At 70.8% G+C, this 25,513-nt stretch carries 31 protein-coding genes; 14 read left to right on the top strand and 17 right to left on the bottom strand.

Translation table 11 applies throughout. The annotated features are described in order from the left end of the window. The first annotated feature begins 48 nt into the window (after positions 1-48). The gene (locus G3I78_RS41910) at positions 49-678 is read left to right on the top strand and encodes a CGNR zinc finger domain-containing protein (RefSeq protein ID WP_164434810.1); all 630 of its coding nucleotides are present in this window, start codon (positions 49-51) and stop codon (positions 676-678) included. Here the strand turns inward: G3I78_RS41910 and sodX are convergent. Beyond that, complete coding sequence (gene sodX / locus G3I78_RS41905; RefSeq protein ID WP_164434853.1) at positions 582-1,019, bottom strand: nickel-type superoxide dismutase maturation protease; 438 nt, start codon at positions 1,017-1,019, stop codon at positions 582-584. The two genes, G3I78_RS41910 and sodX, sit on opposite strands and share 97 nt — an antisense overlap. Before the next feature lie 145 nt (positions 1,020-1,164). Between sodX and sodN the strand changes: the two genes are divergently transcribed. Continuing rightward, positions 1,165-1,560, top strand: a complete 396-nt coding sequence (gene sodN / locus G3I78_RS41900) for a superoxide dismutase, Ni (RefSeq protein ID WP_005480378.1) — start codon at positions 1,165-1,167, stop codon at positions 1,558-1,560. A 108-nt stretch (positions 1,561-1,668) separates the two neighbouring features. On the opposite strand, the gene ppk2 is transcribed toward sodN, so the two are convergent. Genes ppk2 through G3I78_RS41885 form a run of 3 tightly spaced genes read right to left on the bottom strand, consistent with a single transcriptional unit; the run spans position 1,669 to position 3,986 of the window. Further along, positions 1,669-2,559 carry a polyphosphate kinase 2 gene (ppk2, locus tag G3I78_RS41895; protein WP_164434808.1) on the bottom strand — a complete coding sequence of 297 codons (891 nt, stop codon included), beginning with the start codon at positions 2,557-2,559 and terminating at the stop codon, positions 1,669-1,671. A gap of 13 nt (positions 2,560-2,572) precedes the next feature. Continuing rightward, complete coding sequence (locus tag G3I78_RS41890; RefSeq protein ID WP_164434806.1) at positions 2,573-2,809, bottom strand: hypothetical protein; 237 nt, start codon at positions 2,807-2,809, stop codon at positions 2,573-2,575. A gap of 22 nt (positions 2,810-2,831) precedes the next feature. Beyond that, positions 2,832-3,986, bottom strand: coding sequence for an inorganic phosphate transporter (locus tag G3I78_RS41885; RefSeq protein ID WP_164434804.1), 1,155 nt, complete (start codon positions 3,984-3,986; stop codon positions 2,832-2,834). Positions 3,987-4,089: 103 nt separating this feature from the next. On the opposite strand from G3I78_RS41885, the gene G3I78_RS41880 reads away from it, so the two are divergent. The 3 genes from G3I78_RS41880 to G3I78_RS41870 are packed head-to-tail and all read left to right on the top strand — an operon-like array spanning position 4,090 to position 5,680. Then, positions 4,090-4,485 carry a helix-turn-helix transcriptional regulator gene (locus tag G3I78_RS41880; protein WP_164434802.1) on the top strand — a complete coding sequence of 132 codons (396 nt, stop codon included), beginning with the start codon at positions 4,090-4,092 and terminating at the stop codon, positions 4,483-4,485. 9 nt (positions 4,486-4,494) lie between these two features. Next, positions 4,495-4,908, top strand: coding sequence for a VOC family protein (locus G3I78_RS41875; RefSeq protein ID WP_164434800.1), 414 nt, complete (start codon positions 4,495-4,497; stop codon positions 4,906-4,908). A gap of 19 nt (positions 4,909-4,927) precedes the next feature. Next, positions 4,928-5,680, top strand: a complete 753-nt coding sequence (locus tag G3I78_RS41870; RefSeq protein ID WP_164434798.1) for a VOC family protein — start codon at positions 4,928-4,930, stop codon at positions 5,678-5,680. 523 nt (positions 5,681-6,203) lie between these two features. Here G3I78_RS41870 and G3I78_RS41865 read toward each other — a convergent pair. The 6 genes from G3I78_RS41865 to G3I78_RS41840 all read right to left on the bottom strand — a co-directional run bounded on the left by G3I78_RS41865 (position 6,204) and on the right by G3I78_RS41840 (position 9,339). Then, positions 6,204-6,443, bottom strand: a complete 240-nt coding sequence (locus tag G3I78_RS41865) for a hypothetical protein (RefSeq protein ID WP_343243977.1) — start codon at positions 6,441-6,443, stop codon at positions 6,204-6,206. Then, entirely contained in the window at positions 6,440-6,763 is a 324-nt protein-coding gene (locus G3I78_RS41860; RefSeq protein ID WP_164434794.1) for a DUF952 domain-containing protein, read from the bottom strand. Before G3I78_RS41860 ends, G3I78_RS41865 begins: the two co-directional genes overlap by 4 nt. 9 nt (positions 6,764-6,772) lie before the next feature. Continuing rightward, a complete protein-coding gene (locus G3I78_RS41855) occupies positions 6,773-7,978 on the bottom strand; it encodes a sigma-70 family RNA polymerase sigma factor (protein ID WP_164434791.1) in 1,206 nt (401 codons plus the stop codon). A gap of 5 nt (positions 7,979-7,983) precedes the next feature. After that, the gene (locus tag G3I78_RS41850; RefSeq protein WP_164434789.1) at positions 7,984-8,397 is read right to left on the bottom strand and encodes a YciI family protein; all 414 of its coding nucleotides are present in this window, start codon (positions 8,395-8,397) and stop codon (positions 7,984-7,986) included. Positions 8,398-8,470: 73 nt separating this feature from the next. Then, positions 8,471-8,692, bottom strand: a complete 222-nt coding sequence (locus G3I78_RS52450; RefSeq protein ID WP_164434787.1) for a hypothetical protein — start codon at positions 8,690-8,692, stop codon at positions 8,471-8,473. Between the two features lie 62 nt (positions 8,693-8,754). Beyond that, positions 8,755-9,339 (bottom strand): dihydrofolate reductase family protein, encoded by a 585-nt coding sequence (locus tag G3I78_RS41840; RefSeq protein ID WP_164434785.1) that lies wholly within the window; start codon positions 9,337-9,339, stop codon positions 8,755-8,757. 147 nt (positions 9,340-9,486) lie between these two features. Here G3I78_RS41840 and G3I78_RS41835 point away from each other — a divergent pair, with 147 nt between their 5' ends. Further along, a complete protein-coding gene (locus G3I78_RS41835) occupies positions 9,487-10,077 on the top strand; it encodes a TetR family transcriptional regulator (protein WP_164434783.1) in 591 nt (196 codons plus the stop codon). Between the two features lie 106 nt (positions 10,078-10,183). On the opposite strand, the gene G3I78_RS41830 is transcribed toward G3I78_RS41835, so the two are convergent. The 3 genes from G3I78_RS41830 to G3I78_RS41820 all read right to left on the bottom strand — a co-directional run bounded on the left by G3I78_RS41830 (position 10,184) and on the right by G3I78_RS41820 (position 13,901). After that, a complete protein-coding gene (locus G3I78_RS41830; protein ID WP_164434781.1) occupies positions 10,184-10,813 on the bottom strand; it encodes a GNAT family N-acetyltransferase in 630 nt (209 codons plus the stop codon). Between the two features lie 305 nt (positions 10,814-11,118). Then, positions 11,119-12,297: a family 2 encapsulin nanocompartment cargo protein polyprenyl transferase gene (locus G3I78_RS41825; protein ID WP_239158369.1), complete on the bottom strand. Its 1,179-nt coding sequence runs from the start codon at positions 12,295-12,297 to the stop codon at positions 11,119-11,121. A 197-nt stretch (positions 12,298-12,494) separates the two neighbouring features. Then, complete coding sequence (locus G3I78_RS41820) at positions 12,495-13,901, bottom strand: family 2B encapsulin nanocompartment shell protein (protein ID WP_164434779.1); 1,407 nt, start codon at positions 13,899-13,901, stop codon at positions 12,495-12,497. Between the two features lie 315 nt (positions 13,902-14,216). Between G3I78_RS41820 and G3I78_RS41815 the strand changes: the two genes are divergently transcribed. Together G3I78_RS41815 and G3I78_RS41810 are read left to right on the top strand one after the other, a co-directional pair. After that, positions 14,217-14,807, top strand: coding sequence for an N-acetylmuramoyl-L-alanine amidase (locus G3I78_RS41815; RefSeq protein ID WP_164434777.1), 591 nt, complete (start codon positions 14,217-14,219; stop codon positions 14,805-14,807). 22 nt (positions 14,808-14,829) lie between these two features. Then, positions 14,830-15,723, top strand: a complete 894-nt coding sequence (locus tag G3I78_RS41810; RefSeq protein WP_164434775.1) for a pyridoxal-phosphate dependent enzyme — start codon at positions 14,830-14,832, stop codon at positions 15,721-15,723. A gap of 22 nt (positions 15,724-15,745) precedes the next feature. On the opposite strand, the gene G3I78_RS41805 is transcribed toward G3I78_RS41810, so the two are convergent. Further along, positions 15,746-17,344, bottom strand: a complete 1,599-nt coding sequence (locus G3I78_RS41805; protein WP_164434773.1) for a Na+/H+ antiporter — start codon at positions 17,342-17,344, stop codon at positions 15,746-15,748. An 87-nt stretch (positions 17,345-17,431) separates the two neighbouring features. Between G3I78_RS41805 and G3I78_RS41800 the strand changes: the two genes are divergently transcribed. From G3I78_RS41800 to G3I78_RS41790, 3 genes are all read left to right on the top strand, one after another. After that, entirely contained in the window at positions 17,432-17,692 is a 261-nt protein-coding gene (locus tag G3I78_RS41800) for a UBP-type zinc finger domain-containing protein (RefSeq protein WP_164434771.1), read from the top strand. A gap of 260 nt (positions 17,693-17,952) precedes the next feature. Continuing rightward, the gene (locus tag G3I78_RS41795; RefSeq protein WP_004925829.1) at positions 17,953-18,366 is read left to right on the top strand and encodes an anti-sigma regulatory factor; all 414 of its coding nucleotides are present in this window, start codon (positions 17,953-17,955) and stop codon (positions 18,364-18,366) included. Between the two features lie 17 nt (positions 18,367-18,383). Next, positions 18,384-19,529, top strand: coding sequence for an RNA polymerase sigma factor SigF (locus G3I78_RS41790; protein WP_164434769.1), 1,146 nt, complete (start codon positions 18,384-18,386; stop codon positions 19,527-19,529). 127 nt (positions 19,530-19,656) lie between these two features. Here the strand turns inward: G3I78_RS41790 and G3I78_RS41785 are convergent, their stop codons facing one another. Next, on the bottom strand, positions 19,657-20,106 hold the full coding sequence (locus G3I78_RS41785; RefSeq protein WP_164434767.1) for a hypothetical protein: 450 nt from the start codon (positions 20,104-20,106) through the stop codon (positions 19,657-19,659). Between the two features lie 169 nt (positions 20,107-20,275). Between G3I78_RS41785 and G3I78_RS41780 the strand changes: the two genes are divergently transcribed. Together G3I78_RS41780 and G3I78_RS41775 are read left to right on the top strand one after the other, a co-directional pair. Then, complete coding sequence (locus tag G3I78_RS41780; protein WP_164434765.1) at positions 20,276-21,244, top strand: diacylglycerol kinase family protein; 969 nt, start codon at positions 20,276-20,278, stop codon at positions 21,242-21,244. A 321-nt stretch (positions 21,245-21,565) separates the two neighbouring features. Continuing rightward, positions 21,566-21,823: a WhiB family transcriptional regulator gene (locus G3I78_RS41775; RefSeq protein WP_006142322.1), complete on the top strand. Its 258-nt coding sequence runs from the start codon at positions 21,566-21,568 to the stop codon at positions 21,821-21,823. 266 nt (positions 21,824-22,089) lie between these two features. Here the strand turns inward: G3I78_RS41775 and G3I78_RS41770 are convergent, their stop codons facing one another. Then, positions 22,090-23,565 carry a PAS domain-containing sensor histidine kinase gene (locus G3I78_RS41770; RefSeq protein WP_343243976.1) on the bottom strand — a complete coding sequence of 492 codons (1,476 nt, stop codon included), beginning with the start codon at positions 23,563-23,565 and terminating at the stop codon, positions 22,090-22,092. A gap of 362 nt (positions 23,566-23,927) precedes the next feature. Next, positions 23,928-24,569: a TetR/AcrR family transcriptional regulator gene (locus G3I78_RS41765; protein WP_164434763.1), complete on the bottom strand. Its 642-nt coding sequence runs from the start codon at positions 24,567-24,569 to the stop codon at positions 23,928-23,930. Positions 24,570-24,664: 95 nt separating this feature from the next. Between G3I78_RS41765 and G3I78_RS41760 the strand changes: the two genes are divergently transcribed. Continuing rightward, entirely contained in the window at positions 24,665-25,417 is a 753-nt protein-coding gene (locus G3I78_RS41760; protein ID WP_164434761.1) for an SDR family oxidoreductase, read from the top strand. Positions 25,418-25,513: the final 96 nt, after the last annotated feature.

Genomic DNA, 25,513 nt, shown 5'->3' with positions numbered 1-25,513 from the left:
GTTACCCGACCGCACCACGACGATAGAACGCCTCCGTAAGGACTACAAGTGGAACTGGCCTATTACTCGGACTACGCCGTACGTCTGGTCAACAGCGAGGACCCGGCCCGGGGCAAGGACTCCCTGACCTCGGTCGAGGCCGTCCGCGATCTGTTCGGGGTCAGTCAGGAGGCGGGCCGGCGGGCCACCGACGCCGACGTCACCCGCTTCCGCTCGGTGCGGGCGCGGCTGCGGGCGGTCTTCGAGGCGGCGGACGAGGGCGACGAGGAGTCGGCGGTGAACCTGCTGAACTCACTGCTCCTGGAGTTCCCGGTGAGCCCGCAGATCTCCGGGCACGACTTCCGCGACGACGACGGCCGCCCGCTGTGGCACATGCACCTCGCGGACCACCCGTCCAACGCCACCGCCGGGTACGCGGCCATCGCGGCGATGGGCCTGGCCTTCCACCTCACCGAGTACGGCGTGGACCGCCTCGGCCTGTGCGAGGCGGCCCCGTGCCGCAACGCCTACCTCGACACCTCCACCAACCGCTCCCGGCGCTACTGCTCCGACCGCTGCGCCACCCGCGCCAACGTGGCCGCCTACCGGGCCCGCAAGCGCCTGGAGGCCGACCGGTCGGGGAAGACGGGCCGCAGCGCGGACAGCGCCCAGCGCGCGGCGGCCAGCGGCGAGCGCTGATCCGAGGTGAACGGCCGGTACCGCAGCCGGGCCTTCCCCAGCACGAGATCCTCCGGTACGACGCCGTAGTCCGTGCTGTCGCCGCCGGCGAAGGCGTTGTCGCCGAGGACCCACCAGCCGCCCTCGCGCCGCTCCACGGCCCGCTTCACGACGAGCAGGTCCTGCTGGAAGGGATGGCGCAGGATCACGATATCGCCGGGGCCGACCCTGGCCCCCCAGTGCACGACGAGCCGGTCGCCGTGCCGGAGGGTGGGCACCATCGACGGACCGGTCACCTCGGCCACTCCCACGAAGGCCAGCAAGGACCTCCCCCGCTCGGTCTCCTGCGACAGCTCCGGCATCCCCGGCACCTCCCCGGTACGTTCATCCACCAGTCTCAGTCTGACCCCGGACTTTTGTCCTAAGCCCATGGGGGCACTCGCGAATTCGCCTCTCCCAGGGAGTAATGTCGCACCTGAGAAGACGATCACGAGGAAGGAATGCTCCATGCTTTCCCGCCTGTTTGCCCCCAAGGTCAAGGTCAGCGCACACTGCGACCTGCCCTGCGGTGTGTACGACCCGGCCCAGGCCCGCATCGAGGCGGAGTCGGTGAAGGCCGTGCAGGACAAGATGGCCGCCAACGACGACCCGCACTTCCAGGCCCGTGCCACGGTCATCAAGGAGCAGCGCGCCGAGCTCGCGAAGCACCACGTTTCCGTGCTCTGGAGCGACTACTTCAAGCCCCCGCACTTCGAGAAGTACCCGGAGCTGCACCAGCTGGTCAACGACGCCCTCAAGGCCCTCTCGGCCGCCAAGGCCTCGACCGACCCGGCCACGGGCCAGAAGGCCCTGGACTACATCGCCCAGATCGACAAGATCTTCTGGGAGACCAAGAAGGCCTGACTCCCCCGTCAGCCTCCGCCGACCCGCGATCGGTGCACCATCGCAGGTCAACGGGAACCCCGAAGGGGCCCGGTCGCACCGACCGGGCCCCTTCGCCGTGGCGGTGGGCTAGCGGCGGCCCTCGTGGTCGTCCTCGCCCGCCTCCAGCAGGCCCGCCGCCGCGCCCACGATGCGCGGGTCCGGTGTACCGACGACCTCGTCGTCCTTGTCGTGGTAGTCGAAGCGGGCCAGGACGCTGCGCATGGCCTCGACGCGGGCGCGCTTCTTGTCGTTGCTCTTGACCACCGTCCACGGGGCGTGGTCGGTGTCGGTGTCGCGGAACATGGCGACCTTGGCGGCGGTGTAGTCGTCCCAGCGGTCCAGGGACGCGAGGTCCATGGGGCTGAGCTTCCACTGCCGTACCGGGTCGACCTGACGGATCGTGAAGCGGGTGCGCTGCTCGCCCTGCGAGACCGAGAACCAGAACTTCAGCAGGTCCACGCCGTCGTCCACGAGCATCCGCTCGAACGCCGGCGTCTGGCGCATGAAGCGCCGGTACTGGTCGTCGGAGCAGAAGCCCATGACCCGCTCGACGCCCGCCCGGTTGTACCAGGACCGGTCGAACAGCACGATCTCACCGGCCGTCGGCAGATGCTCGACGTACCGCTGGAAGTACCACTGCCCCTGCTCGCGCTCGGTCGGCTTCTCCAGCGCCACCACCCGCGCGCCACGGGGGTTCAGGTGCTCCGTGAAGCGCTTGATGGTGCCGCCCTTGCCGGCCGCGTCCCGCCCTTCGAAGACGATGACGAGCCGACGGCCGGTCTCCTTGATCCAGCTCTGCAGCTTCAGCAGCTCGATCTGCTGGAGCCGCTTGTGCCAGTCGTACTCCTTGCGCTCCATGCGGTGCGCGTAGGGGTAGTTCTCCCGCCAGGTGTCGATCGGGCTGCCGTCCGGACGGATGAGCACGGGATCGTCCGGGTCGGTGTAGTCGACCTTCAGGTCGGTCATCAGGGGCGTCATCCCTGCTCCCCTCTCAGTGGAACTGCGGCACGATCAGATAGATGCCGTACGCCACCACCGCCGCGCAGGCGAGGAAGCACAGGCCGGCCTGGGCGATGCCGAACGTGGACGTGCCACCTCCGCCATCCTCCCTCGCGCCCTCGAATCGGGCGAGACCGAGTACGCCGAGGGCGAAGACGACGACCACGGCGATGGTGACGCCGATGCTCACCGCGGTGACCTGGCCGAGTGCGGTCCAGTCGATGCTCATGACAGGAACTCCTGGGGAGGACTCAGGCGGCCGTACCGACGGGCGTCGGCGGCTCGGTGCGGATGGTGACCTCGTGGGCGTCGTTCACGTTGTGGTGGCTCACCGGGTTGCGGCGGGAGATCAGCACGATGCCCGCGGCCACGGCCGCCCCGATCAGGGCGACGACGACGGTGCCGAAGTTGCCGCCGTGCTTGACCGCGCTCGCGGAGACGCCGCCGACCAGCGCGGCGGCGGGCAGGGTGATCAGCCAGGCGAGCACCATCTTGCCCGCGATGCCCCAGCGGACCTCCGCGAGCCGCCGGCCGAGGCCCGCGCCGAGGATGGAGCCGGAGGCGACCTGCGTGGTGGACAGCGCGAAGCCGAGGTGCGCTGAGGTCAGGATGACCGTCGTGGACGCGGTCTCCGCGGCGAAGCCCTGCGGGGACTGGATCTCCGTGAGCCCCTTGCCCATGGTGCGGATGATCCGCCAGCCGCCGAGGTAGGTGCCGAGACCGATCGCGAGACCCGCGCAGGCGATCACCCAGACCGGCGGACCGGCTTCGTGGCCGAGCGCGCCGGCGGAGATGAGGGTCAGTGTGATGACGCCCATGGTCTTCTGGGCGTCGTTGGTGCCGTGCGCGAGGGAGACGAGGGACGCGGAGGCGATCTGGCCGAGCCGGAAGCCCTTCGTCACCGAGTCCTTGCGGCCGCGGGCGGTGAGCTTGTAGGCGAGGTAGGTGGCGATCAGGGCGGCGACACCGGCCACCAGGGGGGAGGCCACGGCGGGGATCAGGATCTTCTCGACGACCTTGTCGAAGTGCACGCCGTGCTCACCCGCACCGACCCAGACCGCGCCGATGAGCCCGCCGAAGAGGGCGTGCGAGGAGCTGGAGGGCAGACCGATCAGCCAGGTCAGCAGGTTCCACAGAATCGCTCCGACCAGCCCCGCGAAGATCATCCCCGGTGTGACCAGGGTGTCGTCCACGATGCCGCCGGAGATCGTCTTGGCGACCTCGGTCGACAGGAAGGCGCCCACGATGTTCAGGACACCGCTCACCAGAACCGCGGTACGGGGTTTCAGGGCGCCGGTCGCGATGGACGTGGCCATCGCGTTGGCCGTGTCGTGGAATCCGTTGGTGAAGTCGAAGGCCAGGGCTGTGACGATGACGACCGCCACGAGGAACGTGATGTGGTCCATGCCTCTCATGGGAACAAGCGCTTCCATACGGCAGGCGAACGTGAGGCAAAGCCCGTTCCAGGTCCGCGCGCCCAGCTCGTGAGCATCGTGCGATCCTGGCGTGATGGTGAGCATCGAGGACCTCGTACGGCTGCGGCAGGCCCGCGACCGGATGGACCGCGAGTACACCGAGCCCCTCGACGTCACCGCGCTCGCCCGCACCGCGCTGATGTCACCCGGCCACTTCCAGCGCAGCTTCCGCACGGCCTTCGGCGAGACGCCGTACGGCTATCTCATGACCCGGCGCATCGAGCGCGCGAAGGCCCTGCTGCGGCGGGGCGACCTGTCCGTCACCGAGGTCTGCATGGCCGTGGGGTGCACCTCCCTCGGCTCCTTCAGCTCCCGCTTCACCGAGCTGGTCGGGGAGACGCCCAGCGCGTACCGGGCCCGGCCGCACGAGGAGATCGCGGGGATCCCGCCGTGCGTGGTCCGCAGGCACACCCGGCCCCGGCGGGCCTAACGTGAGTCCATGGACATCAAGCTCAAGAACTGTTTCATCGCCGTCGACGACCACGACAAGGCGATCGCGTTCTACCGGGACGTCCTGGGCATGGAGGTGCGGGGCGACGTCGGGTACGAGGGGATGCGCTGGGTGACGGTCGGCTCGCCGCTCCAGCCGGACGTGGACATCGTCCTGGAGCCGCCGGCCGCGGATCCGGACGCTTCGCCCGCGGACAAGGAGGCCATGGCCCGGCTCCTGGCGAAGGGGCTGCTGCGGGGGGTCAACTTCACGACGACCGACTGCGACGCGTTGTTCGCGCGCGTGCGGGAGTCCGGGGCCGACGTGATCCAGGAGCCGATGGACATGCCGTACGGGGTGCGGGACTGCGCTTTCCGGGATCCGGCGGGCAACATGCTGCGGTTCATGGAGGTATCGGAGTAGCGGCGCCTACGATCACCGCATGACTACCCGCTGGACGTACGCCTTCGTCGACCGGCCCGTTCCCCGGTTCGCCCCGGCCTGCGACTTCTGGACCGCTGTCACCGGCTCCCGGCTCTCCGAATTCCGGGGCGAGCGGCGGGAGTTCGTGACACTGCTGCCCTCCGGCGGGGCCGACGCCTGCGTGAAGGTGCAGGCCGTCGCGTCCGGGCCCGGGGGCGCTCATCTCGACTTCTGCGTGGACGACGTACGGAAGTTCGCGAAGGCGGCACAGGCGCTCGGCGCTCATGTGGTCGCCGATCAGGGCACGTTGGTCGTGCTCCGCTCCCCCGCGGGCCAGCTGTTCTGCACCGATCCCTGGCGCGGACAGTCCGAGCGCCCGCCGGTGTTCCGCGGCAGCCGTCTCGACCAGGTCTGCCTCGACGTGCCGCCTTCCCTCTACGACGCCGAAGTCGCCTTCTGGGCCGCCCTGTTGCCCGACTGGGAGTCACTGTCCGGCTCACTCCCCGAGTTCCACGTCCTCAAGCCCCCGCCCGGGCTCCCGGTCCGCATCCTCCTCCAACGACTCGACGAGGAACGCCCCACCGCCGCCCATCTGGACCTCGCCTGCACGGACATCGAGGCGACCCGAGCCGAACACGAGCACCTGGGCGCCGAGTTCGTCGCCCAGCACCCACACTGGACGGTCATGCACGACCCGACGGGCGGCCTGTACTGCCTGACGGGACGCGACCCGGAGACGGGTGGGGTGCCTGGGCGGGGGGGGAGACGGTGAGCGGTGGGGGGCCTGGTCGGGGGTGAGACGGTGAGGGGTGGGGGGCCTGGTCGGGGGTGAGCCGGAGAGCGGTGGGGTGCCTGGTCGGGCGTGCCTCGGAGAACCGTGGGCTACCTGGCCGGGGGGGTGAGCCGGAGAACCGGTGGGGGGTCTGGCCCTGTGCGACCCGGAGACCAGTGGTCTGCCTGGCCGGGCGTGCCCCGGAAGCCGGTGCCCAGCCCAGCCTGGCGCGACCCGAAAACGACGGGCTCCCCAGCCCGGTACACCCCGGAGACGGGCGGGCTGCTTAGCCTGGCGTGCCCCAGAACCCGGTGGGTTCCCTAGCCCGGCGCGATCCGAAAACGGCCGGCTCCCCAGCCCGGTACACCCCGGAGACGGGCGGGCTGCCCAGCCGGGCGCGCCCCGGAAACCGGTGCCCAGCCCACCCCGGCACGCCCCCGAGACCCATGATCTGCCCAGCCGGGCGCGACCCGAAAACCAGTGCCCAGCCCACCCCGGCGCGCCCCGGAACCCGGTGCGCCCCTTACCCCCGCGTGACCCCGCAGACGATGATCACCCGTGTGGTGTCCGGGTCGAGGGACGGTCCCGGGCACGCCGTGGCCCAGCCCTCGGGAAGCGTCGGCTGTGGACCGCTGCGCTGCCAGAGCGCCGGCCCCGGTGGCTCCGAGGAGTCCTGGAGCCAGAGCGTGAGACCGCCCGCGACGGCCACGAGAGCCACCCAGACCGCCGCGGCCCACAGCCAGACCCGGCGACGTCCGCTCACCCCCACGCCTCCACGTCCACCACCGCGTCCACCGGGATCGGCCCGTAGACGTGCGGGAACTCCTCGCCGCCGGGTCGCGCGGCCTCGTACTTCAGCGGTACGCCGAGCCGGTCGGGGTCGATGACGAGGACCACCAGGTCGGCCACCCCGGCGAAGAAACGCCGTGCCGTGCCCGGGAGTTGCGCACGCGTCGAGCAGTGGATGAACCCCTCCTCCTGGAGCGTGCGGCCGCGCGTCGAGATCTCGTACGTGCCCCGGGCCCGGGCCTCCTCCCAGAGGGAGCGCTCGGTGAGGTGCACGATCCGGTTCGGTGTGGACATGCCGACACGCTAACGCCTCAGCCGGGCCGCCCGCGCCTGGAGATACCGCTGCTCGGGACGGCTCAGGGTCTTCCCGGCCGCCGACTCGTAGGCGGCGCGGGCGTCGTCGTAGGACCCGGACCGCTCCAGCAGATGCCCGCGCACGGCGTCCAGGCGGTGCCCCAACTCCTCGGGGAGCGTGTCCAGTTCCGCGAGCCCCGCCGCCGGGCCCGCCACCATCGCGACCGCGACGGCCCGGTTCAGCCGCTCCACGGGCCCGGGAACGAGCCGTACGAGAACGTCGTAGAGCCCGAGGATCTCCCGCCAGTCGGTCTCCGCCGCGGACGGCGCCTCGTCGTGCACGGCGGCGATGGCCGCGCGGATCTGGTACGGCCCGGCACGGCGGCGGGCCAGCGCCCGGGTGACCAGGGCGACGCCCTCGTCGATCGCGGCCTTGTCCCAGCGGGCGCGGTCCTGCTCGTCGAGGGGCACGAGGTCCCCGTCCGGGCGGGTGCGGGCGTCCCGGCGGGCGTCGGTGAGCAGCATCAGGGCGAGCAGGCCCGTGACCTCGCAGTCGTCGGGCAGCAGCCGGTGGACCGTGCGGGTCAGCCGGATCGCCTCGCCGGCGAGGTCGCGCCGCTGGAGGGACGGGCCCGAGGTCGCCGTATGGCCCTCGTTGAAGATCAGGTAGAGGGTGTGCAGGACGGCCGGGAGCCGTTCCGCCCAGTTCTCCGGTCGGCCGAAGCTCACGCCCCGCACCTTCTGCTTGGCCCGGCTGATGCGCTGCGCCATGGTCGCCTCGGGGACGAGATACGCCCGCGCGATCTCCGCCGTGGTCAGACCGCCGACCGCGCGCAGGGTGAGCGCGATCTGCGCGGGCGCCGGGAGTTCCGGATGGCAGCACAGGAACAGCAGGGACAGGGTGTCGTCCGCGCGCGGCGCACGGTCCGCGACGGCCGTGTCCCGCACACTCAGCGCCGCCGCCCGCTCCTCCCGCGCCCGCCGCGCCTCGTCCGCCCGCAGCGCGTCGGTCAGCCGCCGCGAGGCCACCCTGATCAGCCAGCCGCGCGGGTTGTCGGGCAGCCCCTCCGACGGCCACCGCCCGGCCGCGGCGAGCAGCGCCTCCTGTACGGCGTCCTCGGCGAGGTCGAAACGGCCGTACCGCCGGACCAGCGCGCCGAGGACCTGCGGCGCGTGCAGGCGCAGCAGGTCCTCGGTCTCGCTCGTGGGCCGCACGGTCCTCAGATGTCCCCGGCGCCGTCCAGGATGGGCCGGATCACCACCGGGTACTCGGGGGCGCCGGCGGGCTGGGGGCACTGGGCGATGCGTTCGGCGATCTCCGTGACGCGCTCCAGGCTCTCGCACTCCAGCACCCAGTAGCCGCACAGCAGTTCCTTGGTCTCGCTGTACGGCCCGTCGGTGATCACGGCCTTGCCGTCCGCGCCCCGGCTGACGTGCCGGACCTTCGCGGGCTCGGCGAGGCCCTGGCCGTCGACGTACTCGCCGGTCTCGGACAGGTCGTCGTTGACGGCGCCCATGAAGGCGTACATCGCCTGGATCTCCTGCTCGCTCCAGGCGGGCGAGTGCTCGGAAGCCTTGCCGCGCATGGCCTCGTAGTCGACCTGCGCTCCCTGCACCATGACCAGGTACTTCATGATTCCGCTCCTTCGTCGTCTCGTGCTTCTCACAGGGGACGTCGGAGCCGGGACCGGGTTCTCGACATGGTTCTCAGGATTCTTCTCGTGACGGTTCCCAGGATTCCCTCGTGGCCGGTTCACCACCGTGGCCCTCGCCGGACTCGGCCTGCCCGTCCGCACAGGCCGCACACTCCTGATTGCGGCACGGACCGGCCACCCACACCGGCACCCACGCACCGAGCGTCTTGTGACGCCGTACGACCGTCTCGACCGGCTGTCCGCAGGAGGGACAGACGTGTTCGTCGCTGCCCATGTCCTCAGGGTAGGACGAAGGAGCCGCCGGCGCTTCCCCCGGCGCTTGCCTCAGCGCTCCCCTCAGCGCTTCCTGGTGTACGTCCGCACCACCACGCCGTTGTCGAACGCGCGGGTCGCGCCGAGCGTGAACTCGGTGACCGCGAAGCCGGAGCCGAACATCGGCATGCCGGTGCCGAGGACGATCGGGTACGTCTTGACCACCAGTTCGTCGATCTCGTCGCGGAGTTCGCCCGCGATCCCGGCGCCGCCGCACAGGTAGATGCCGAACTCGCCGTCCTCCGCCTTCAGTTCGCGCACCTTGTCGACCAGTCCGGCGCCGATGATCTCGACGTGCGGGTCGGGCGACCCGGTGAGCGTGCGGGAGGCGACGTACTCCCGGAGGTGGGCGAACGGGCTGGTCACGCCCTCCTTCAGCGCCACCTCGTAGCTGCCGCGCCCCTGGACGACGGTGTCGAACTCCTTGAGCGGGACGTCCTCGGTGCCGATGAGCCGGCGCACATGGGTCGGGTTGACGTCGGGGTGCTCCGTCTTGAGGTACTCGGCGAAGTCCCCGACCACGAAGGGGTACATGAACGACGCGTCGCCGCTCTCGTCCCCGATGAAGCCGTCGATCGAGCAGGCGATGAGGTAGGTGAGCTTACGCAAGCGGGTCTCTTCTCGTAGGCTGCGCTCTGTCCGGTGAACCACGTCAGTTGTAGTGCTTCGTTTGTAGTGCTTCAGTTGTAGTGCTTCGTTTGTAGTGGTCGCAAGGGTGTTTTCGGCACCGGACCCAACTGGGAGGGGAGATTCCGCATGGCCAGCAATCCGGAGCGCCGGGCCGCGCTCGTGGACGCGGGGGTCGAGGTGCTCGCCCGCGAGGGGGCCCGGGGGCTGACGTTCCGCGCGGTGGACGCGGAGGCGGGGGTCCCGGTGGGCACGGCCTCGAACTACTTCACCGGCCGCGACGACCTGCTCCGCCAGATCGACACCCGCCTCCACGTACGGCTCGCGCCGGACCCCGAGGTGGTGGCCGACCTGCTGACACGGCCGAAGGACCGCTCCCTGGTCAAGGCCCTCATGCACGACCTGACATCCCGCGCGACCCGTGACCGCACGGGCTACCTGGCCCTCCTGGAGATGCGCCTGGAGGCGACCCGCCGCCCCGAACTCCGCGCCTCCTACACCAAGTCGGTCCGGGCAGACCTGGAGGAGGGCATGCGCTTCCACCGGGAGGCGGGCCTACCGGGCGACGACGGGACGGTCACGGTGCTCTATCTGGCCATGCTGGGGCTGCTGTTGGAGCACTTGACGTTGCCGGGTGTGCTGGAGGGGGTGCTGCCGGGGGTGGGGGTGCCGGACGGTTTGGTGGAGCGGGTGGTGGAGACGGTGGTGCCTCTGGACTGACGGCCGTGGCAACGCCCTTGGGGGGCTGTGTCGATGCGCGGCTCTGTCGTGCAGGCACGTCCAACCCCCGCTCAGGCTCAGCCGCGAGACGCACCCCGTCCCGGCACTATCGCGAAGCGCGCGGTTCGCGCCACATGGGCCACATCAAAGGCCCGTCCGGCAACGCGAGCGGCCCCTCCGCCACGACCTCGAACCCGAGCCGCTCGTACAACTCCCGGCTCCGGTCACTGCTCGCCTCCAGATACGCGGCCACTCCCTCCCGGTCACACCGCTCAAGGACCGCCCCCATGAGGGCCGTCCCCAACCCCTCCCCCTGCCTCCCGGGATGGACGCCGATCAGCCACAGGTACTCGTGCGCCCGCCCCGAGGGGTGCACCTCCGCGGTGAGCCGCCCGATCAACTCGATCCGCTCATTGCCCGGGTCGAGCGCCTCCCGAAGCTGAGCGAACCCATCCTCGTCACCGCCCTCACCGCCCTCGTCGTCCTCGCCGCCCTCGTCGTCGGCAGGCACCGGCAGCCACAGCGCACAGGCGGTTCCGTCCTCGGTGACGTCCACCCGGCCCTCGTCGAGCACGATGTCGAAGAAGGCCGCCATCAGCAGCGGGTGAGTCGTACGCCGCTCCTCCGCCCCCGGAAAGATCCACCCGCTGACCGGATCGTCCTGGAACGCCGCGTCCAACAGCCGCGCGACCAGCTCACGGTCGCCTCTGTCGGCCGTCCGTATCGCCACGCCCATGCCCCACCCCTCGTCTCAACAGCCTCTGATCGCAAGGGCGTTGAGCCTATCCGGTGAACACATGGAAAAGGGCCCCGCACACCGTGGGGATGTGCGGGACCCACCGATACCGGAACCATCGAGGGCCGCGCGGGGTCAGGAACCGCACGATCCAGGCTGCTCCGGCGTCCTCACACGGCGCTCGGCGTCACGCGACGCGCCATGTCACTCGCCACGCCGTGTCACGCGACGCGCCATGTCACACGCCACGCCATGTCACACACCGCACGGCGTCACACACCGCACCGCACCAAGCGCCGCCGGCATCACGCACTGCGCCGCGTCACGAACTCGGCGAGGGAGAGCAGCCCGCCCGCCGCCTCCGGCTCCGGCACGGCCCTGGCCAGCTGTCCCACCGCCCGGGCCATCCGGTCGGCCGCCTGCCCCTGTGCCCAGTCGCGCCCGCCGGCCTGCTCGACGGCGAGGGCCGTACGCGCCAGGTCCTCCCCTTCGTACGGCATCGCGTACAACTCGGCCAGCTCCGCCGCCGCCGGTGTGCCGGAGGCGAGCGCGGCGACCACCGGGAGCGACTTCTTGCGGGCGGCGAGGTCCGCGCCGGCCGGTTTGCCGGTGCGGCTCGGGTCGCCCCATATGCCGATCACGTCGTCGATGAGCTGGAAGGCGAGCCCGGCCTCCCGGCCGAACGCGTCCATCGCCTCGACGTCCTCGCCGGACGCTCCCGCGTACAGCGCGCCGAGTGCGCAGGCGCACCCCAGCAGGGCTCCCGTCTTGGCCTCGGCCATGACGAGCACCCGGTCGAGGGTGACCTCGGCGGGGCCGAGCCCTTCCATGGCGGTGTCCTCGTGCTGGCCCTCGCACAGTTCGACGACACAGGCCGTGAGCCGGGCGGCGGCCGCTGCCGCCGCCGGGTGCGGGTCCTCGGCGAGCAGTTTGAGGGCCAGCGCCTGGAGGGCGTCCCCGGCGAGGATCGCGTCGGCGTCGCCGAACACGGTCCACGCGGTGGGCCGGTGACGGCGGGTGGTGTCCCGGTCCATCACGTCGTCGTGCAGCAACGTGAAGTTGTGGACCAGCTCCACCGCCGCGGCCGCTCGTACGGCCGCCGCGCGGGCCGCAGGTCCGCCCAGGGCGGCGGCCGCGGTGAGGACGAGCGCGGGCCTTATCGCCTTGCCCGCGTTGCCCGCGGCCGGGGTGCCGTCGGCGTGCTCCCAGCCGAAGTGGTAGAGCGCGATCCTGCGCAGGGAGCCGGGCAGCGACTCCAGGGCGGAGCGCAGCTCGGGGTCGACCGACGCCCGGGCCCGCTCCAGGATCACCCCCGCCTCGTGCCCGTCGAGCGGCCGGGCCTCGGCCCCGTGCGGGGGCCGTGCGGGCCCCTCCGTCCCCCCGGCCGCCGGGGCCCGCACCTCCCCTCGCCCGTCGGCCACCCTCGACTCCGTCGCCGTCGCCGTCTCCGTCGCGGTGTCCGTCTCCGTCGTGAACTCGGCCATGGGATCCCCCTCGGTCAGTCCGCGGACGGTGGCGGTTCCGCTGCTGTGGGTGGGCGCGGTCGACCGGAGTGCCCGCACCCCGGCGTCCGAACGGGGAGTCTCCGCCCCGGTGTCCGACCGGGGTCTCTCCGCCCCGGCGTCCGACCGGGGTGTACCCGCCACGGAGGGCGGGGACACGGCTCCCAGGTGCAGAAACGTCACCTCCACCGGCCGATCTCGACGTTCTCCAGGACTCCGAGCGCGTCCGGCACCAGCACGGCCGCCGAGTAGTACGCCGTCACGAGGTACTTGATGATCGACTGTTCGTTGATGCCCATGAACCGCACGGACAGGCTCGGCTCGATCTCGTCCGGGATGCCGGCCTGGCGCAGGCCGATGACACCCTGGTCGTCCTCGCCGGTACGCATGGCGATGATCGAGGTCGTACGGGCCTCGCTGACCGGGATCTTGTTGCACGGGTAGATCGGCACCCCGCGCCAGGTGGGGATGCGGTTGCCGCCGATGTCGAGGGTCTCGGGGACCAGACCGCGCTTGTTGAGCTCACGGCCGATCGCGGAGATCGCGCGCGGGTGGGCGAGCAGCAGCTTGGTGCCCCGGCGGCGGCTGAGCAGCTCGTCGAGGTCGTCCGGGCTGGGCACGCCGTCGTGCGGCTGGAGCCGCTGGTCGTACTCGCAGTTGTTGAGCAGGCCGAACTCGCGGTTGTTGATGAGCTCGTGCTCCTGGCGCTCCTTGAGCGCCTCGACGGTCAGCCGGATCTGCTGTTCCGTCTGGTTCATGGGCTGGTTGTAGAGATCGGCCACGCGCGTGTGGATGCGCAGGACGGTCTGGGCGATGCTCAGTTCGTACTCGCGCGGGCTGGCGTCGTAGTCCACGAAGGTGTGCGGGATGTCGGGCTCGCCGTCATGGCCCGCGGCGAGGTCGATCGCCTTCTCGCCGTATTTGTTGGTGCGCTGCGAGGGAATCGCGCGCTGCTCCTGGAGGTGCTCGCGCAGGGCGTCGGTGCGCTCCGCGATCTGGTCGAGCTCCTGGCGGGGCAGCACGAGGACCGTACAGGCGGTGGCCGCGCGGGCGGTGTACTCCCAGATGGCGTCCGGGTCGAGGAGCGCCTGGTCGCCGAAGTAGGCGCCGTCGGCGAGGACTCCGAGCACCGCGTCGTCGCCGTAGGGGCCGGTGCCGACCTTCTCCACCCTGCCGTGCGCCAGCAGATAGACCTCGTCGGCCTGGGCGCCGAAGGAGGCGATCACCGCGCCGGGCGCGAACTCCCGCTGCTGGCAGCGCCGGGCGAGCTCGGAGAGCACGTCGTCATCGTCGTAGGACCGCAGCGCCGGCAGCTCGCGGAGCTCGGCGGGGATCACCTCGACCCGGTCGCCGGTCTTCACGAACGTCACCCGGCCGTCGCCGACGGCGTAGCTCAGACGTCGGTTCACCCGGTACGTACCACCCTGGACGTTCACCCAGGGCAGCGTGCGCAGCAGCCAGCGGGAGCTGATCTCCTGCATCTGGGGTGCGGACTTGGTGGTGGTGGCCAGGTTCCGCGCGGCCGCCGTGCCAAGGCTCTGCTGCGGCCGGTCCTGCTCGGTGCGGACCTCTTCGCCTACCGACATAAGGAATTGCCCTCCCGATACATGCCCGGCCACGATCTGCGCCCGGGCATCGATGTGCACGCGGCCAGCCTTCCTCACGGAACGTGCCGGTGCTATTACCCGAAAGAGGGGGAATGGATCACTGCGGGACTGGGCATATGAGCGATTCCTGTCCACTCGTGCCCGCTCAAGTCCGTTTCAGCGAGCGGAATTTGACTGTCCGAATCGACTCGCACGCTGTGCGAACGAGGAGTCGGGACCCTCCTCCTTCGGTACTAGCACCGGTACCAGCCGGACGCGCCCCGCGGCCGGCGCGCGAGCACGAAGGAGGCGGCCATGGCCACACCCATGTCCGCGGGCAGGTTCCTGGCCCTTCTGCGGGCGGAGGGCGCCACCGTCGTCGAGGTCGGCGACTGGGAGCACCACAACCGCAATCACGTCGGCGCCTGGGGACCCGTGCACGGCGTGATGATCCACCACACGGTGACCAAGGGCAGCGCGGCGACGGTCGAGCTGTGCCGCAAGGGCTACACCGGTCTGCCGGGCCCGCTGTGCCACGGTGTCATCACCAAGAACGGCACCGTCCACCTCGTCGGCTACGGCCGCGCCAACCACGCCGGTCTCGGCGACGACGACGTCCTGCGCGCGGTGATCGCCGAGAAGGCGCTGCCCCTGGACAACGAGGCCAACACCGACGGCAACCGGCACTTCTACGGCTTCGAGTGCGAGAACCTCGGCGACGGCGAGGACCCCTGGCCGGCAGCCCAGCTGACGGCGATCGAGCAGGTCTCCGCGGCGGTGTGCCGCCATCACGGCTGGACGGAACGGTCGGTCATCGGCCATCTGGAGTGGCAGCCGGGGAAGGTGGATCCGCGGGGGTTCACGATGGCGTGGCTGCGCGGCCGGATCAAGGAGCGCCTGAAGTGACCCCGCGGGTCACAATGGGGACGTGACCGGCCCCGACACCCTGCGCCCCCGTCTCCCCTCGCCCGTGCAGGAGCTGTCGGACCCCCGCTTCACCCGTCACGGCCTGCGTCTCCTGCTCAAGCGCGACGACCTCATCCACCCCGAGCTCATCGGCAACAAGTGGCGCAAACTCGCGCCGAACCTCACCGCGGCCGCCGGCCGTACCGTCGTCACCTTCGGCGGTGCCTACTCCAACCACCTCCGCGCCACGGCCGCCGCGGGCCGTCTGCTCGGCCTGCCCACGGTGGGCGTCGTCCGGGGCGACGAACTGGCCGACCGCCCCCTGAACCCGTCCCTGGCCCGGTGCGCGGCCGACGGCATGCGCCTGCACTTCGTCGACAGGTCGACGTACCGCCGCAAGACCGAACCGGCCACCCTCGCGCGCGTGCTGCACGCCGCGGACGCGGATTCCGCATACGTCGTCCCGGAGGGCGGCAGCAACGCGCTCGCCGTACGAGGGTGCCGGGCGCTCGGCGAGGAACTGTCCGGTCACGCCGACGTCGTCGCCGTTGCCTGCGGCACCGGCGGCACCTTGGCAGGCCTGGCCGCGGGCCTCTCACCGGGCCGACGGGCCCTCGGCGTACCGGTCCTCAAAGGCGGCTTCCTGACAGCCGGCATAGAGACCCTGCAACACGAGGCCTTCGGCGGCCGACGCGGCGACTGGCACCTCGACGACCGGTTCCACTTCGGCGGCTACGCCCGCACCACCCCGGAACTCGACGCCTTCGCCGAGGACTTCGAGCACCGCCACGGCGTGCCCGTGGAGCGTCTCTATGTCGCCAAGTTGCTGTACGGACTCGTCGCGCTGGCGGAAGAGGGCGCCTTCACGCGCGGGACGACCTTGGCGGCGGTCGTCACCGGCCGCCCCTTCCCATAGGCCCCGCGCCCCGATCGGGTCCTCAGCCGGCCGCCTCCCGATAGGCCGCCGCCTCCTCCAGATCCAGCCGTCGCAGCAGTGTCCGCAGCATCTCGTCGTCGATGTAGCGCAGGTCCCGCAGCTTCACGAAGACCGTGCGTTCGGCGCCGATCATCTCGCGGGACAGACGGCGGTAGGTGTCGTCGACCGTCTCACCCGTCAGGGGGTTGGCCTGGCCGAGGCGTTCCCAGACGGCGTTGCGGCGGCGCTCCAGGACCGTGCGCAGGCGGTCGGCGAGGGGTGGCGGGAGGGCGTTGCGCTCGTCGGAGAGGAGTTCGTCCAGGCGCCGTTCGGCGGCCCGGGAGGCCTGGGCCTGGGCGTTGGCCTCGGCGAGGGTCTCGGCCTGCTCGTCGCGGCCCGGCAGCTTCAGCATGCGGATCAGCGGGGGCAGGGTGACGCCCTGGACGACCAGGGTGCCGATGACCGTCGTGAAGGTGAGGAACAGGATCAGGTTGCGGCCCGGGAAGGGCTCGCCGCCGTGCAGGTGCTCGGGGATCGAGAAGGCGATCGCCAGCGAGACCACACCGCGCATCCCGGCCCAGGCGATGACGAACGGCGCCTTCCAGGTGGGGTTGTCCTCGCGTTTGCGGATCCGCGCGGACAGCATGCGCGGCAGGAAGGTCGCCGGATAGACCCACACGAACCGGGAGGCGACGACCACGAGGAAGACGGCCACCGCGTACCAGGCGGCGCGGCCGCCCTCGTACTCCCCGAGGCCCTTCAGTACGACGGGCAGCTGGAGTCCGATGAGCGCGAACACGGCCGACTCCAGAACGAAGGCAACCATTTTCCACACGGCGTCCTCCTGGAGGCGCGTCGCGAAGTCGACCTCCCACGCGCGGTGTCCGAGGAAGAGGGCGACCACGACCACCGCGAGCACCCCGGAGGCGTGGAACTGCTCGGCCGCCGCGTACGCGACGAACGGGATCAGCAGCGAGAGCGTGTTCTGGAGCAGCGGTTCCTTGAGGTGGGTGCGCAGCCAGTGGATCGGCACCATCAGCACCAGGCCGACCGCGACCCCGCCGACCGCCGCGAGCAGGAACTCCCCGATGCCGCCCGCCCAGGTGGCGCCCTCGCCGACCGCCGCGGCGAGCGCGACCCGGTAGGCGGTGATCGCGGTGGCGTCGTTCACCAGGGACTCGCCCTGGAGGATGGTGGTGATCCGCGAGGGCAGGCCCACCCTGCGGGCCACGGCCGTCGCCGCGACCGCGTCCGGCGGCGCCACCACCGCGCCCAGCACGAGCGCCCCGGTCAGCGAGAGGCCCGGCACGATCCGGTACGCCGCCCAGCCGACGACGAAGGTTGCGAAGAGGACGTATCCCACCGACAGCAGCGCCACGGGCCGCAGTTGCGCCCTGAGGTCGAGGTAGGAGCTGTCGGTCGCGGCGGAGTGCAGCAGCGGCGGCAGGATGATCGGCAGCACCACGTCCGGGTCGAGCGTGTACTCCGGGACCCCCGGGACGTACGAGATCACCAGCCCGGCCGCGACCAGCAGCAGCGGTGCCGGCACCGGGGTGCGCCGGGCCGCCGCGGCGATCGCCGCGCTCCCCGCCACCAGCAACAGCAGTGGCATCACGTCCATGACCCTCGCCCGCCCTCGTCCATCGTCAGGTGCCCGCCCTCGATTTTTCCGCGCGGCCGTCCGCGCGGCCGTCGTAACCTGGCAATCATGAAACAGTGCACGCACTCCGACGCGCTGCCGCACCCGGAACCCGAGCCGCTCAGCGACACGTGTCCGGAGTGCCTGAGGGACGGCACCCACCCGGTGCAACTGCGGCTGTGCCTGTCCTGCGGTCACGTCGGCTGCTGCGACTCCTCGCCGGGACAGCACGCGACGAAGCACCACAAGGACTCCGACCACCCGGTCATGCGGACCCACGAACCGGGTGAGAACTGGCGTTGGTGCTTCGTGGACCATGTCCTTGTGTGACCCTGGAGCCCCGGGTTCCCAGGACGGTTCGACCGTCTGACGTCTGGGTACGTCAACCCGGCGCGCGTTCTTCCCAATTGGAGCCGCAAACCCCTAGACACGGAGCGTGTTCACAGTTTTACTGTGAGTAACGGCAAGGGGTTGGGGTCCCGGGGACAGGAAAGTCGAGAGCGCGGTAGCGTCACCGCTGAACCACACGTCGCGTTACCCCGGGGGGCGACCCTCGGCCCCGAAAAGCTTGTACCACCTTGGAGGTGAGGGTGTCCCAGATCGCAGGCGAGCCCGCGACCCAGGACTTCGTGGAAGTCCGGCTGCCGGCCGCGGGTGCCTACCTGTCGGTGCTGCGGACGGCCACGGCCGGCCTCGCGGCCCGTTTGGACTTCACCCTCGACGAGATCGAGGACCTGCGCATCGCGGTGGACGAGGCCTGCGCGATCCTGCTCCAGCAGGCCGTGCCCGGCTCGGTGCTCAGCTGTGTCTTCCGCCTCGTCGACGACTCGCTGGAGGTCACCGTCTCGGCCCCGACCACGGACGGTCACGCACCCTCGCGGGACACCTTCGCCTGGACCGTGCTCTCGGCCCTCGCGGGCAAGGTCTCGTCGGCCGTGGACGAGGACAAGACCGTTTCGATCAGCCTCTACAAACAGCGCGGCGCGGGACCCGGGCCGGCGTGAGGAACGGGGACGGGCCGGTGCGGGACGAAGAGCGCGGCACACGGGAGCTGCCGGCCGAGGGTGGTCACCGCCCTCCCTGCCCGAGCGACGCCGACCGCCTGGACGGCGACGGCCTCGACGGTTCCCGACGCATGGCGGACGGCATCGACGGCATCCCCGAGCAGGCCCGGCCGCACCCGGAGGAGGACGCCGGCGACACGACGGCGGCCGGCTTCCTGGACGACGGACGGCATGATCGGAAAGGTGCCGTGCAGGGCGCGCCTCCGGCAGGGCGGACCGGGGTCTTCCCGGCCCGGACGGAGGCGAGGGCTCGTGGAAGGGCGACGGGCGGGACGATGAGCGAGCACGAGCGAAACGCAGAGGACGGCGCGGCGGGCGCGAACAACACGCCTGCCCCGCAGCACGATCCACAGGACCGCAGCGGGGCACGCGCGCTGTTCGTCGAACTGCGCGCGCTGAAGGACGGCAGCCCGGAGTACGCGGAGCTGCGCAACCGGCTGGTGCGGATGCACCTGCCGCTCGTCGAGCACCTCGCGCGCCGCTTCCGCAACCGCGGCGAGCCGCTCGACGACCTCACCCAGGTCGCCACCATCGGCCTGATCAAGTCGGTCGACCGCTTCGACCCGGACCGCGGCGTCGAGTTCTCGACGTACGCGACCCCGACGGTCGTCGGCGAGATCAAGCGCCACTTCCGCGACAAGGGCTGGGCGGTCCGTGTCCCGCGCAGGCTCCAGGAGCTGCGCCTCGCGCTCACCACGGCGACGGCGGAGCTCTCCCAGCTGCACGGCCGCTCCCCCACGGTCCATGAACTCGCCGAGAAGCTGGGCATCTCGGAGGAGGAGGTCCTGGAGGGCCTGGAGTCCGCCAACGCGTACTCCACGCTGTCCCTGGACGTCCCCGACACCGACGACGAGTCCCCGGCGGTGGCGGACACCCTGGGCGCGGAGGACGAGGCGCTGGAGGGCGTCGAGTACCGCGAGTCCCTCAAGCCCCTGCTCGAGGACCTGCCCCCGCGCGAGAAGCGGATCCTGCTGCTGCGCTTCTTCGGCAACATGACCCAGTCGCAGATCGCGCAGGAGGTCGGCATCTCCCAGATGCACGTCTCCCGCCTGCTGGCCCGCACCCTCGCCCAGCTGCGGGAGAAGCTCCTCGTCGAGGAGTAGGCCCCGGACAGCGGCGGGCCCGGAATCCCGACCGCCGCTTCGGTCCTACGACGGCTGCGGCCGCCCTACGACGACTGCAGCCGCCCTACGGCCACCGCCGCGCCCCCGGGACTGCGGTCGGCCACGGCTACTGTTTGCCGTCCTGGGCCCGGCCCGGTCCCCTGATGCCGAGGGCCTGGGTCGTCGCCGGGTTGACCAGCAGGATCAGCGCGGCCACCGCGACGACCGCGAGGGCGATGCCCGCCGGGATCGCCACACTGTCGGCCTGGAGCAGGTTGTAGGCCACGGGCAGCGCCATGATCTGCGTGATGACGGCCGGGCCCCGGCTCCAGCTGCGCCGGCCGAGCAGCCCGCGCGCGGCGAGCAGCGGCAGCAGCGCGAGGACGATCAGGGTGATGCCGCCGGTGACGGCGGACTGCCGGTCGTCGGGGTCGCCCGCGAAACCCTCCACGAGCATCCAGACGCCCCCGGCGACGAGCGCGAGCCCTTCCAGTCCGGCAAGGGCGGCGGCGTACGTCAGGCGCCGCGGGCGCGGGCCGGCGGTCTCGGAGGTGGTGGGAGTCTGCTCGCTGCTCACCCCTGAAGGGTAGCCCTCGCCCCCGGCGCCCCCGCGGCGAGGAGCGGGCAACGCACGGCACTGCTCACGGGTTGACCCACGCCCCCGTGGCAAGGTTCACGTGCCGAAGTCTTACGTGATCCCTACCTCGGCCTGTGCCCGGTACCACCCAGTAGGTACGCTGCAACCCATGCGTGCACTTCTCGTGGTCAATCCGGCGGCAACCACCACAAGCGCACGTACGCGCGATGTCCTGATCCACGCGCTCGCGAGCGAGATGAAGCTCGAGGCGGTCACCACCGAGTACCGCGGCCACGCGCGCGACCTGGGCCGGCAGGCCGCGGAGAGCAAGGACATCGACCTGGTCGTGGCCCTCGGCGGCGACGGCACGGTCAACGAGGTGGTCAACGGCCTGCTGCACGCCGGTCCCGACCCGGACAACCTCCCCGGTCTGGCCGTGGTCCCCGGCGGCTCCACCAACGTCTTCGCCCGCGCCCTCGGTCTGCCCAACGACGCCGTCGAGGCGACCGGCGCCCTCCTCGACGCCCTGCGCGAGGGCAGCGTGCGCACGGTCGGCCTGGGCATGGCCTCCGGGACACCCGGCACCGAGGACGAAGCCGTGCCGGGACGGTGGTTCACCTTCAACGCGGGGCTCGGATTCGACGCCGGTGTGGTCGGCCGGGTCGAGCAGCAGCGCGAACGCGGCAGGAAATCCACACACGCTCTCTACGTCCGCCAGGCTTTGCGCCAGTTCTTCGGAGAAGCGCACCGCCGGCACGGCACGATCACCCTGGAACGTCCGGACGCGGAGCCGGTGACCGATCTGGTCCTTTCCATAGTCTCGAACACCTCTCCGTGGACCTTCCTGGGCAATCACCCGATGTACGCGTCGCCTAAGGCCTCGTTCGATAAAGGCCTCGACGTACTCGGTCTCAGCCGTATGACGACGACCGCGATCGCCCGATATGGCACGCAGTTGCTCACTTCGTCCCCCGAACGCGGCCCCCAGGGCAAGCACGCGGTGTCCCTGCATGACCTGGACCAGTTCACCTTGCATTCGAAGGTGCCCCTACCCCTCCAGATGGACGGCGACCACCTCGGACTGCGTACGAGCGTGACGTTCACAGGCGTACGCCGTGCACTGCGTGTGATTGTGTGAGCAGAAAGGGCGTAAGTCCTTTCACTCGAACGTTTAGGCCAGGGTCCACCCCATGGAAGTACGGCTGTGACCTAGTCGACACCGAGGAATCAAAAAAAACTTTCCGGAAGGGGTTGTATCCGCCGCTGAGGTTTGCGAGTCTCTACGTGGCGGTCGGGACAGCCCGCAACACCAGCGTCCACCGACCACCGGAACCCCTCTTCAATCCACAGGACCACGCCGGGGAAGACTCGGCGATCGGCCCTTCACTTGTTGAGGGATTCGTGAAAGCGTTCACATTCACAAGCAACTTGCACGTAATACCAAGGAGAGGTAGCAGCCATGGACTGGCGTCACAACGCCGTTTGCCGCGAGGAAGACCCCGAGCTCTTCTTCCCCATCGGCAACACCGGTCCTGCGCTGCTGCAGATCGAGGAAGCCAAGGCCGTCTGCCGTCGCTGCCCCGTTATGGATCAGTGTCTGCAGTGGGCGCTCGAGTCCGGCCAGGACTCCGGCGTCTGGGGTGGTCTCAGCGAGGACGAGCGTCGCGCCATGAAGCGCCGTGCCGCCCGCAACCGGGCCCGTCAGGCTTCTGCCTGACACACCCGCCCCGCAAAACAGCCTGAGCTTGGCGGCGCGTACACCGCGTACGCTTCTCCCGCCCCCGAGCCGCAGCGCGCAGTACCCCCGATGCGCAGCACACGCTGGCAACGAGCATTTGAGCCCCGGACCCCTGAACGGTCCGGGGCTTTTTGCTGCCCACCGGCCTTGGGTACGGCGCCACTTGTCGCCCTACGGCCTTACATGTGGGCCTGCACCGGCTTACTTGCTCGCCCGCACAGGCTCACTCGTGAGCTTGCACCGGCTTACTTGTGAGCCTGCACCGGCACGTCCAGGATCACCCGGGTCCCACCCTCCGGCGCCGGGACCATGTCGAACGTGCCGCCCAACTCCCCCTCCACCAGCGTCCGTACGATCTGAAGGCCCAGGTTGCCCGCGGTGTGCGGGTCGAAGCCCTCGGGCAGGCCGACTCCGTCGTCCTGGACGGTGACGAGGAGGCGGGCCTCCTTCGTCGTACCGCCGCGGACAGCCGAGACCTCGACGGTGCCGGTCTCGCCCTCGCGGAAGCCGTGCTCCAGGGCGTTCTGGAGGACCTCGGTCAGGACCATCGACAGCGGGGTGGCGACCTCGGCGTCGAGGATGCCGAAGCGTCCGCTGCGCCGGCCGGTCACCTTGCCCGGCGAGATCTCGGCGACCATGGCGAGGACCCGGTCGGCGATCTCGTCGAACTCCACGCGCTCGTCCAGGTTCTGGGACAGCGTCTCGTGCACGATCGCGATCGAGCCGACGCGACGGACCGCCTCCTCCAGCGCCTCGCGGCCACGGTCGGACTCGATGCGCCGGGCCTGGAGGCGGAGCAGGGCGGCGACCGTCTGGAGGTTGTTCTTCACCCGGTGATGGATCTCCCGGATGGTCGCGTCCTTGGTGATCAACTCGCGCTCACGGCGGCGCAGTTCGGTGACGTCCCGGAGCAGGACCAGCGAACCGATGCGGGTGCCCTTGGGCTTGAGCGGGATCGCGCGGAACTGGATGACCCCGTCGTGGGCCTCGATCTCGAACTCCCGGGGCGCCCAGCCACTGGCCACCTTGGCGAGCGCCTCGTCCACCGGGCCACGGGTGGGGGCGAGTTCGGCGGTGGTCCGGCCGAGGTGCTGGCCGACGAGGTCGGAGGCGAGACCCATGCGGTGGTAGGCGGACAGGGCGTTCGGGGAGGCGTACTGGACGATGCCGTCGCCGTCGAGGCGGATCAGGCCGTCGCCGCCGCGCGGGGCCGCGTCCATGTCCATCTGCTGGTTGGGGAACGGGAAGGAGCCGGCCGCGATCATCTGCGCCAGGTCCGACGCGCTCTGGAGATAGGTCAGTTCGAGCCGACTCGGGGTGCGGACGGTCAGCAGGTTGGTGTTGCGCGCGATGACACCGAGGACGCGCCCCTCCCGTCGTACCGGAATCGACTCGACGCGGACTGGGACCTCCTCGCGCCACTCCGGGTCGCCCTCGCGCACGATCCGACCCTCGTCGAGCGCCGCGTCCAGCAGGGGGCGGCGGCCGCGCGGGACGAGGTGGCCGACCATGTCGTCCTGGTAGGAGGTGGGGCCGGTGTTGGGGCGCATCTGCGCCACCGAGACATAGCGAGTGCCGTCGCGGGTGGGGACCCACAGGACGAGGTCGGCGAAGGAGAGGTCGGAGAGCAGCTGCCACTCCGAGACCAGCAGATGGAGCCACTCGAGGTCGGAGTCGTCGAGGGCGGTGTGCTGGCGGACCAGTTCGTTCATGGAGGGCACGGATGCGAGCGTACCTGGCGGTATGTGAGTGACCTAAAAACACCGGTCCAGAAAACACCCGCGGGCCGCGGCGCCTGGGAAGGACCCTCAACCTTCCCGGCACCGCAGCCCGGAGCAGCATCGGCCGTGGGGTGTGCGGTCCCGGTCGGCCGAAGGATGAGGACCCGGGGCAGTCAGGGCAGAGAGCTCCGGTTCCTCGGTCCGTCCTCCTGTGCGGGGAGGGCGGAAGTCGCGCTTCAATTGTGGACTAGACCACTAGGTGTGTCCATGCGTTGGAGCCTGTTTGTTGTTGGAGCTTTCCCTCGCGGGAGCCAACTACTCGGACGCCCTAGCAACCATCACGCAGCCTAACGCGTGTGGGTTCATGTGCGGGGCCAGATGGCCATGGCAATTTCGGCGACCGCCTCCAGCTCGGACCGGCTCGCGCCGTCGCGCGCCTGCTGGGACATGCCGTGCACGATCGCACCGCTGTGCCGGGCGAGGGCACCGGCGTCGGTGCCGACGGGCAGGGCACCGGCGGCGATGTCGGCCCGGATACGGCTCTCGAAGGCGGCGATCGTGGCGTTGCGCCGGTCCCGCAGCAGGTCCGCGACCTCAGGGGTCGTGCAGTTGATGGCCGCGTGGGCGAAGAGGCAGCCGTGCGGGCGGTCGGGGTCGGTGTACGCCCGGGCGGCCTCGCGCAGGGTGCGGGCGACGGGGGCGCGGGCGGTGGGCTCCTCGGTGAGCGCGCGGTCGGCGAAGGCGGCGTACCGGGTGCCGTAGACGCTGACGGCCTCCTCGAAGAGGGAGCGCTTGTCGCCGAAGGCCGCGTAGAGGCTCGGGGCGCCGATGTCCATCACACGGGTGAGGTCCGAGACGGAGGTGGCTTCGTACCCACGCTCCCAGAAGGCCAGGATCGCCTTCTCCAGCGCGGTCTCACGATCGAAGGAACGGGGACGGCCGCGCGGCCTGGAGCCCCGGGACCCGGAGTCGACCTGCGCTTTCGTCTCCTCGCTGCTCACCATGGAGTGAATTATATAGCGGGTACTAGAGAAACGCCGGAGGGGTGTTGTACGTTCTTTGTGTAGCGACCGCTAGGAAATTCGAGGGGGGCGTCGACATGGGTGTGCTTGCGGGCAGGACCGCACTGGTCACGGGGGCGAGCAGGGGAATCGGGCGGGCCGTCGCCGAGCGGCTGGCGCGCGACGGGGCGCGGGTCGCCGTGCACTACGGCAGCAATGAGGCGGCGGCGAAGGAGACGGTCACCGCGATCGAGGCGGCGGGCGGCAGCGCGTTCACGATCCGCGCGGAGCTGGGTGTGCCCGGGGACGCGGAGGCGTTGTGGGAAGCCTTCGACCGGCATGCGCAGGGGCTGGACATCCTGGTGAGCAACGCGGGCATGGCGATCTTCGCGTCCATCGGCGAGACGGACGAGGAGATGTACGACCGGACGCAGGCGGTCAACGCCAGGGCACCGTTCTTCATCGTCAAGCACGGCCTGCGCCGGCTGCGCGACGGGGGCCGGATCATCAACGTCACGGCGGCCACGGACGCGGCCATCGCCCCCATCGCCGCCACTCACATGGCCAAGGGCGCGGTCACGACCCTGACCCGCTCCCTGGCGGCCGAGCTGGCGCCGCGCGGCATCACCGCCAACTCGGTCGGCCCCGGCTTCATAGACACCGATCTGACCAGCGCGGCGCTCTCCGACCCGGCGATACGCGCGCACGCCGAGTCCGTGTCGGTCTTCCGACGCGTCGGCACCCCGTCCGAGGTCGCGGACGTGGTCGCGTTCCTGGCATCACCGGACTCCCGCTGGGTCACGGGGCAGCACATCGACGCGACGGGGGGATCGCTGCTGAGCCTGCACTAGCGCGTCGGGGGCTGGAGACCCTGGGGGCGGAGACGGAGGCCTGTGGGGCGCAAGGGCTCCCGAACACCGGCACGGGCACCGGCACCGGTACCGGCA

This window comes from Streptomyces sp. SID13726, from assembly GCF_010548375.1.
Lineage (GTDB): Bacteria > Actinomycetota > Actinomycetes > Streptomycetales > Streptomycetaceae > Streptomyces.
This window is presented reverse-complemented; position numbering and strand designations above follow the sequence as displayed.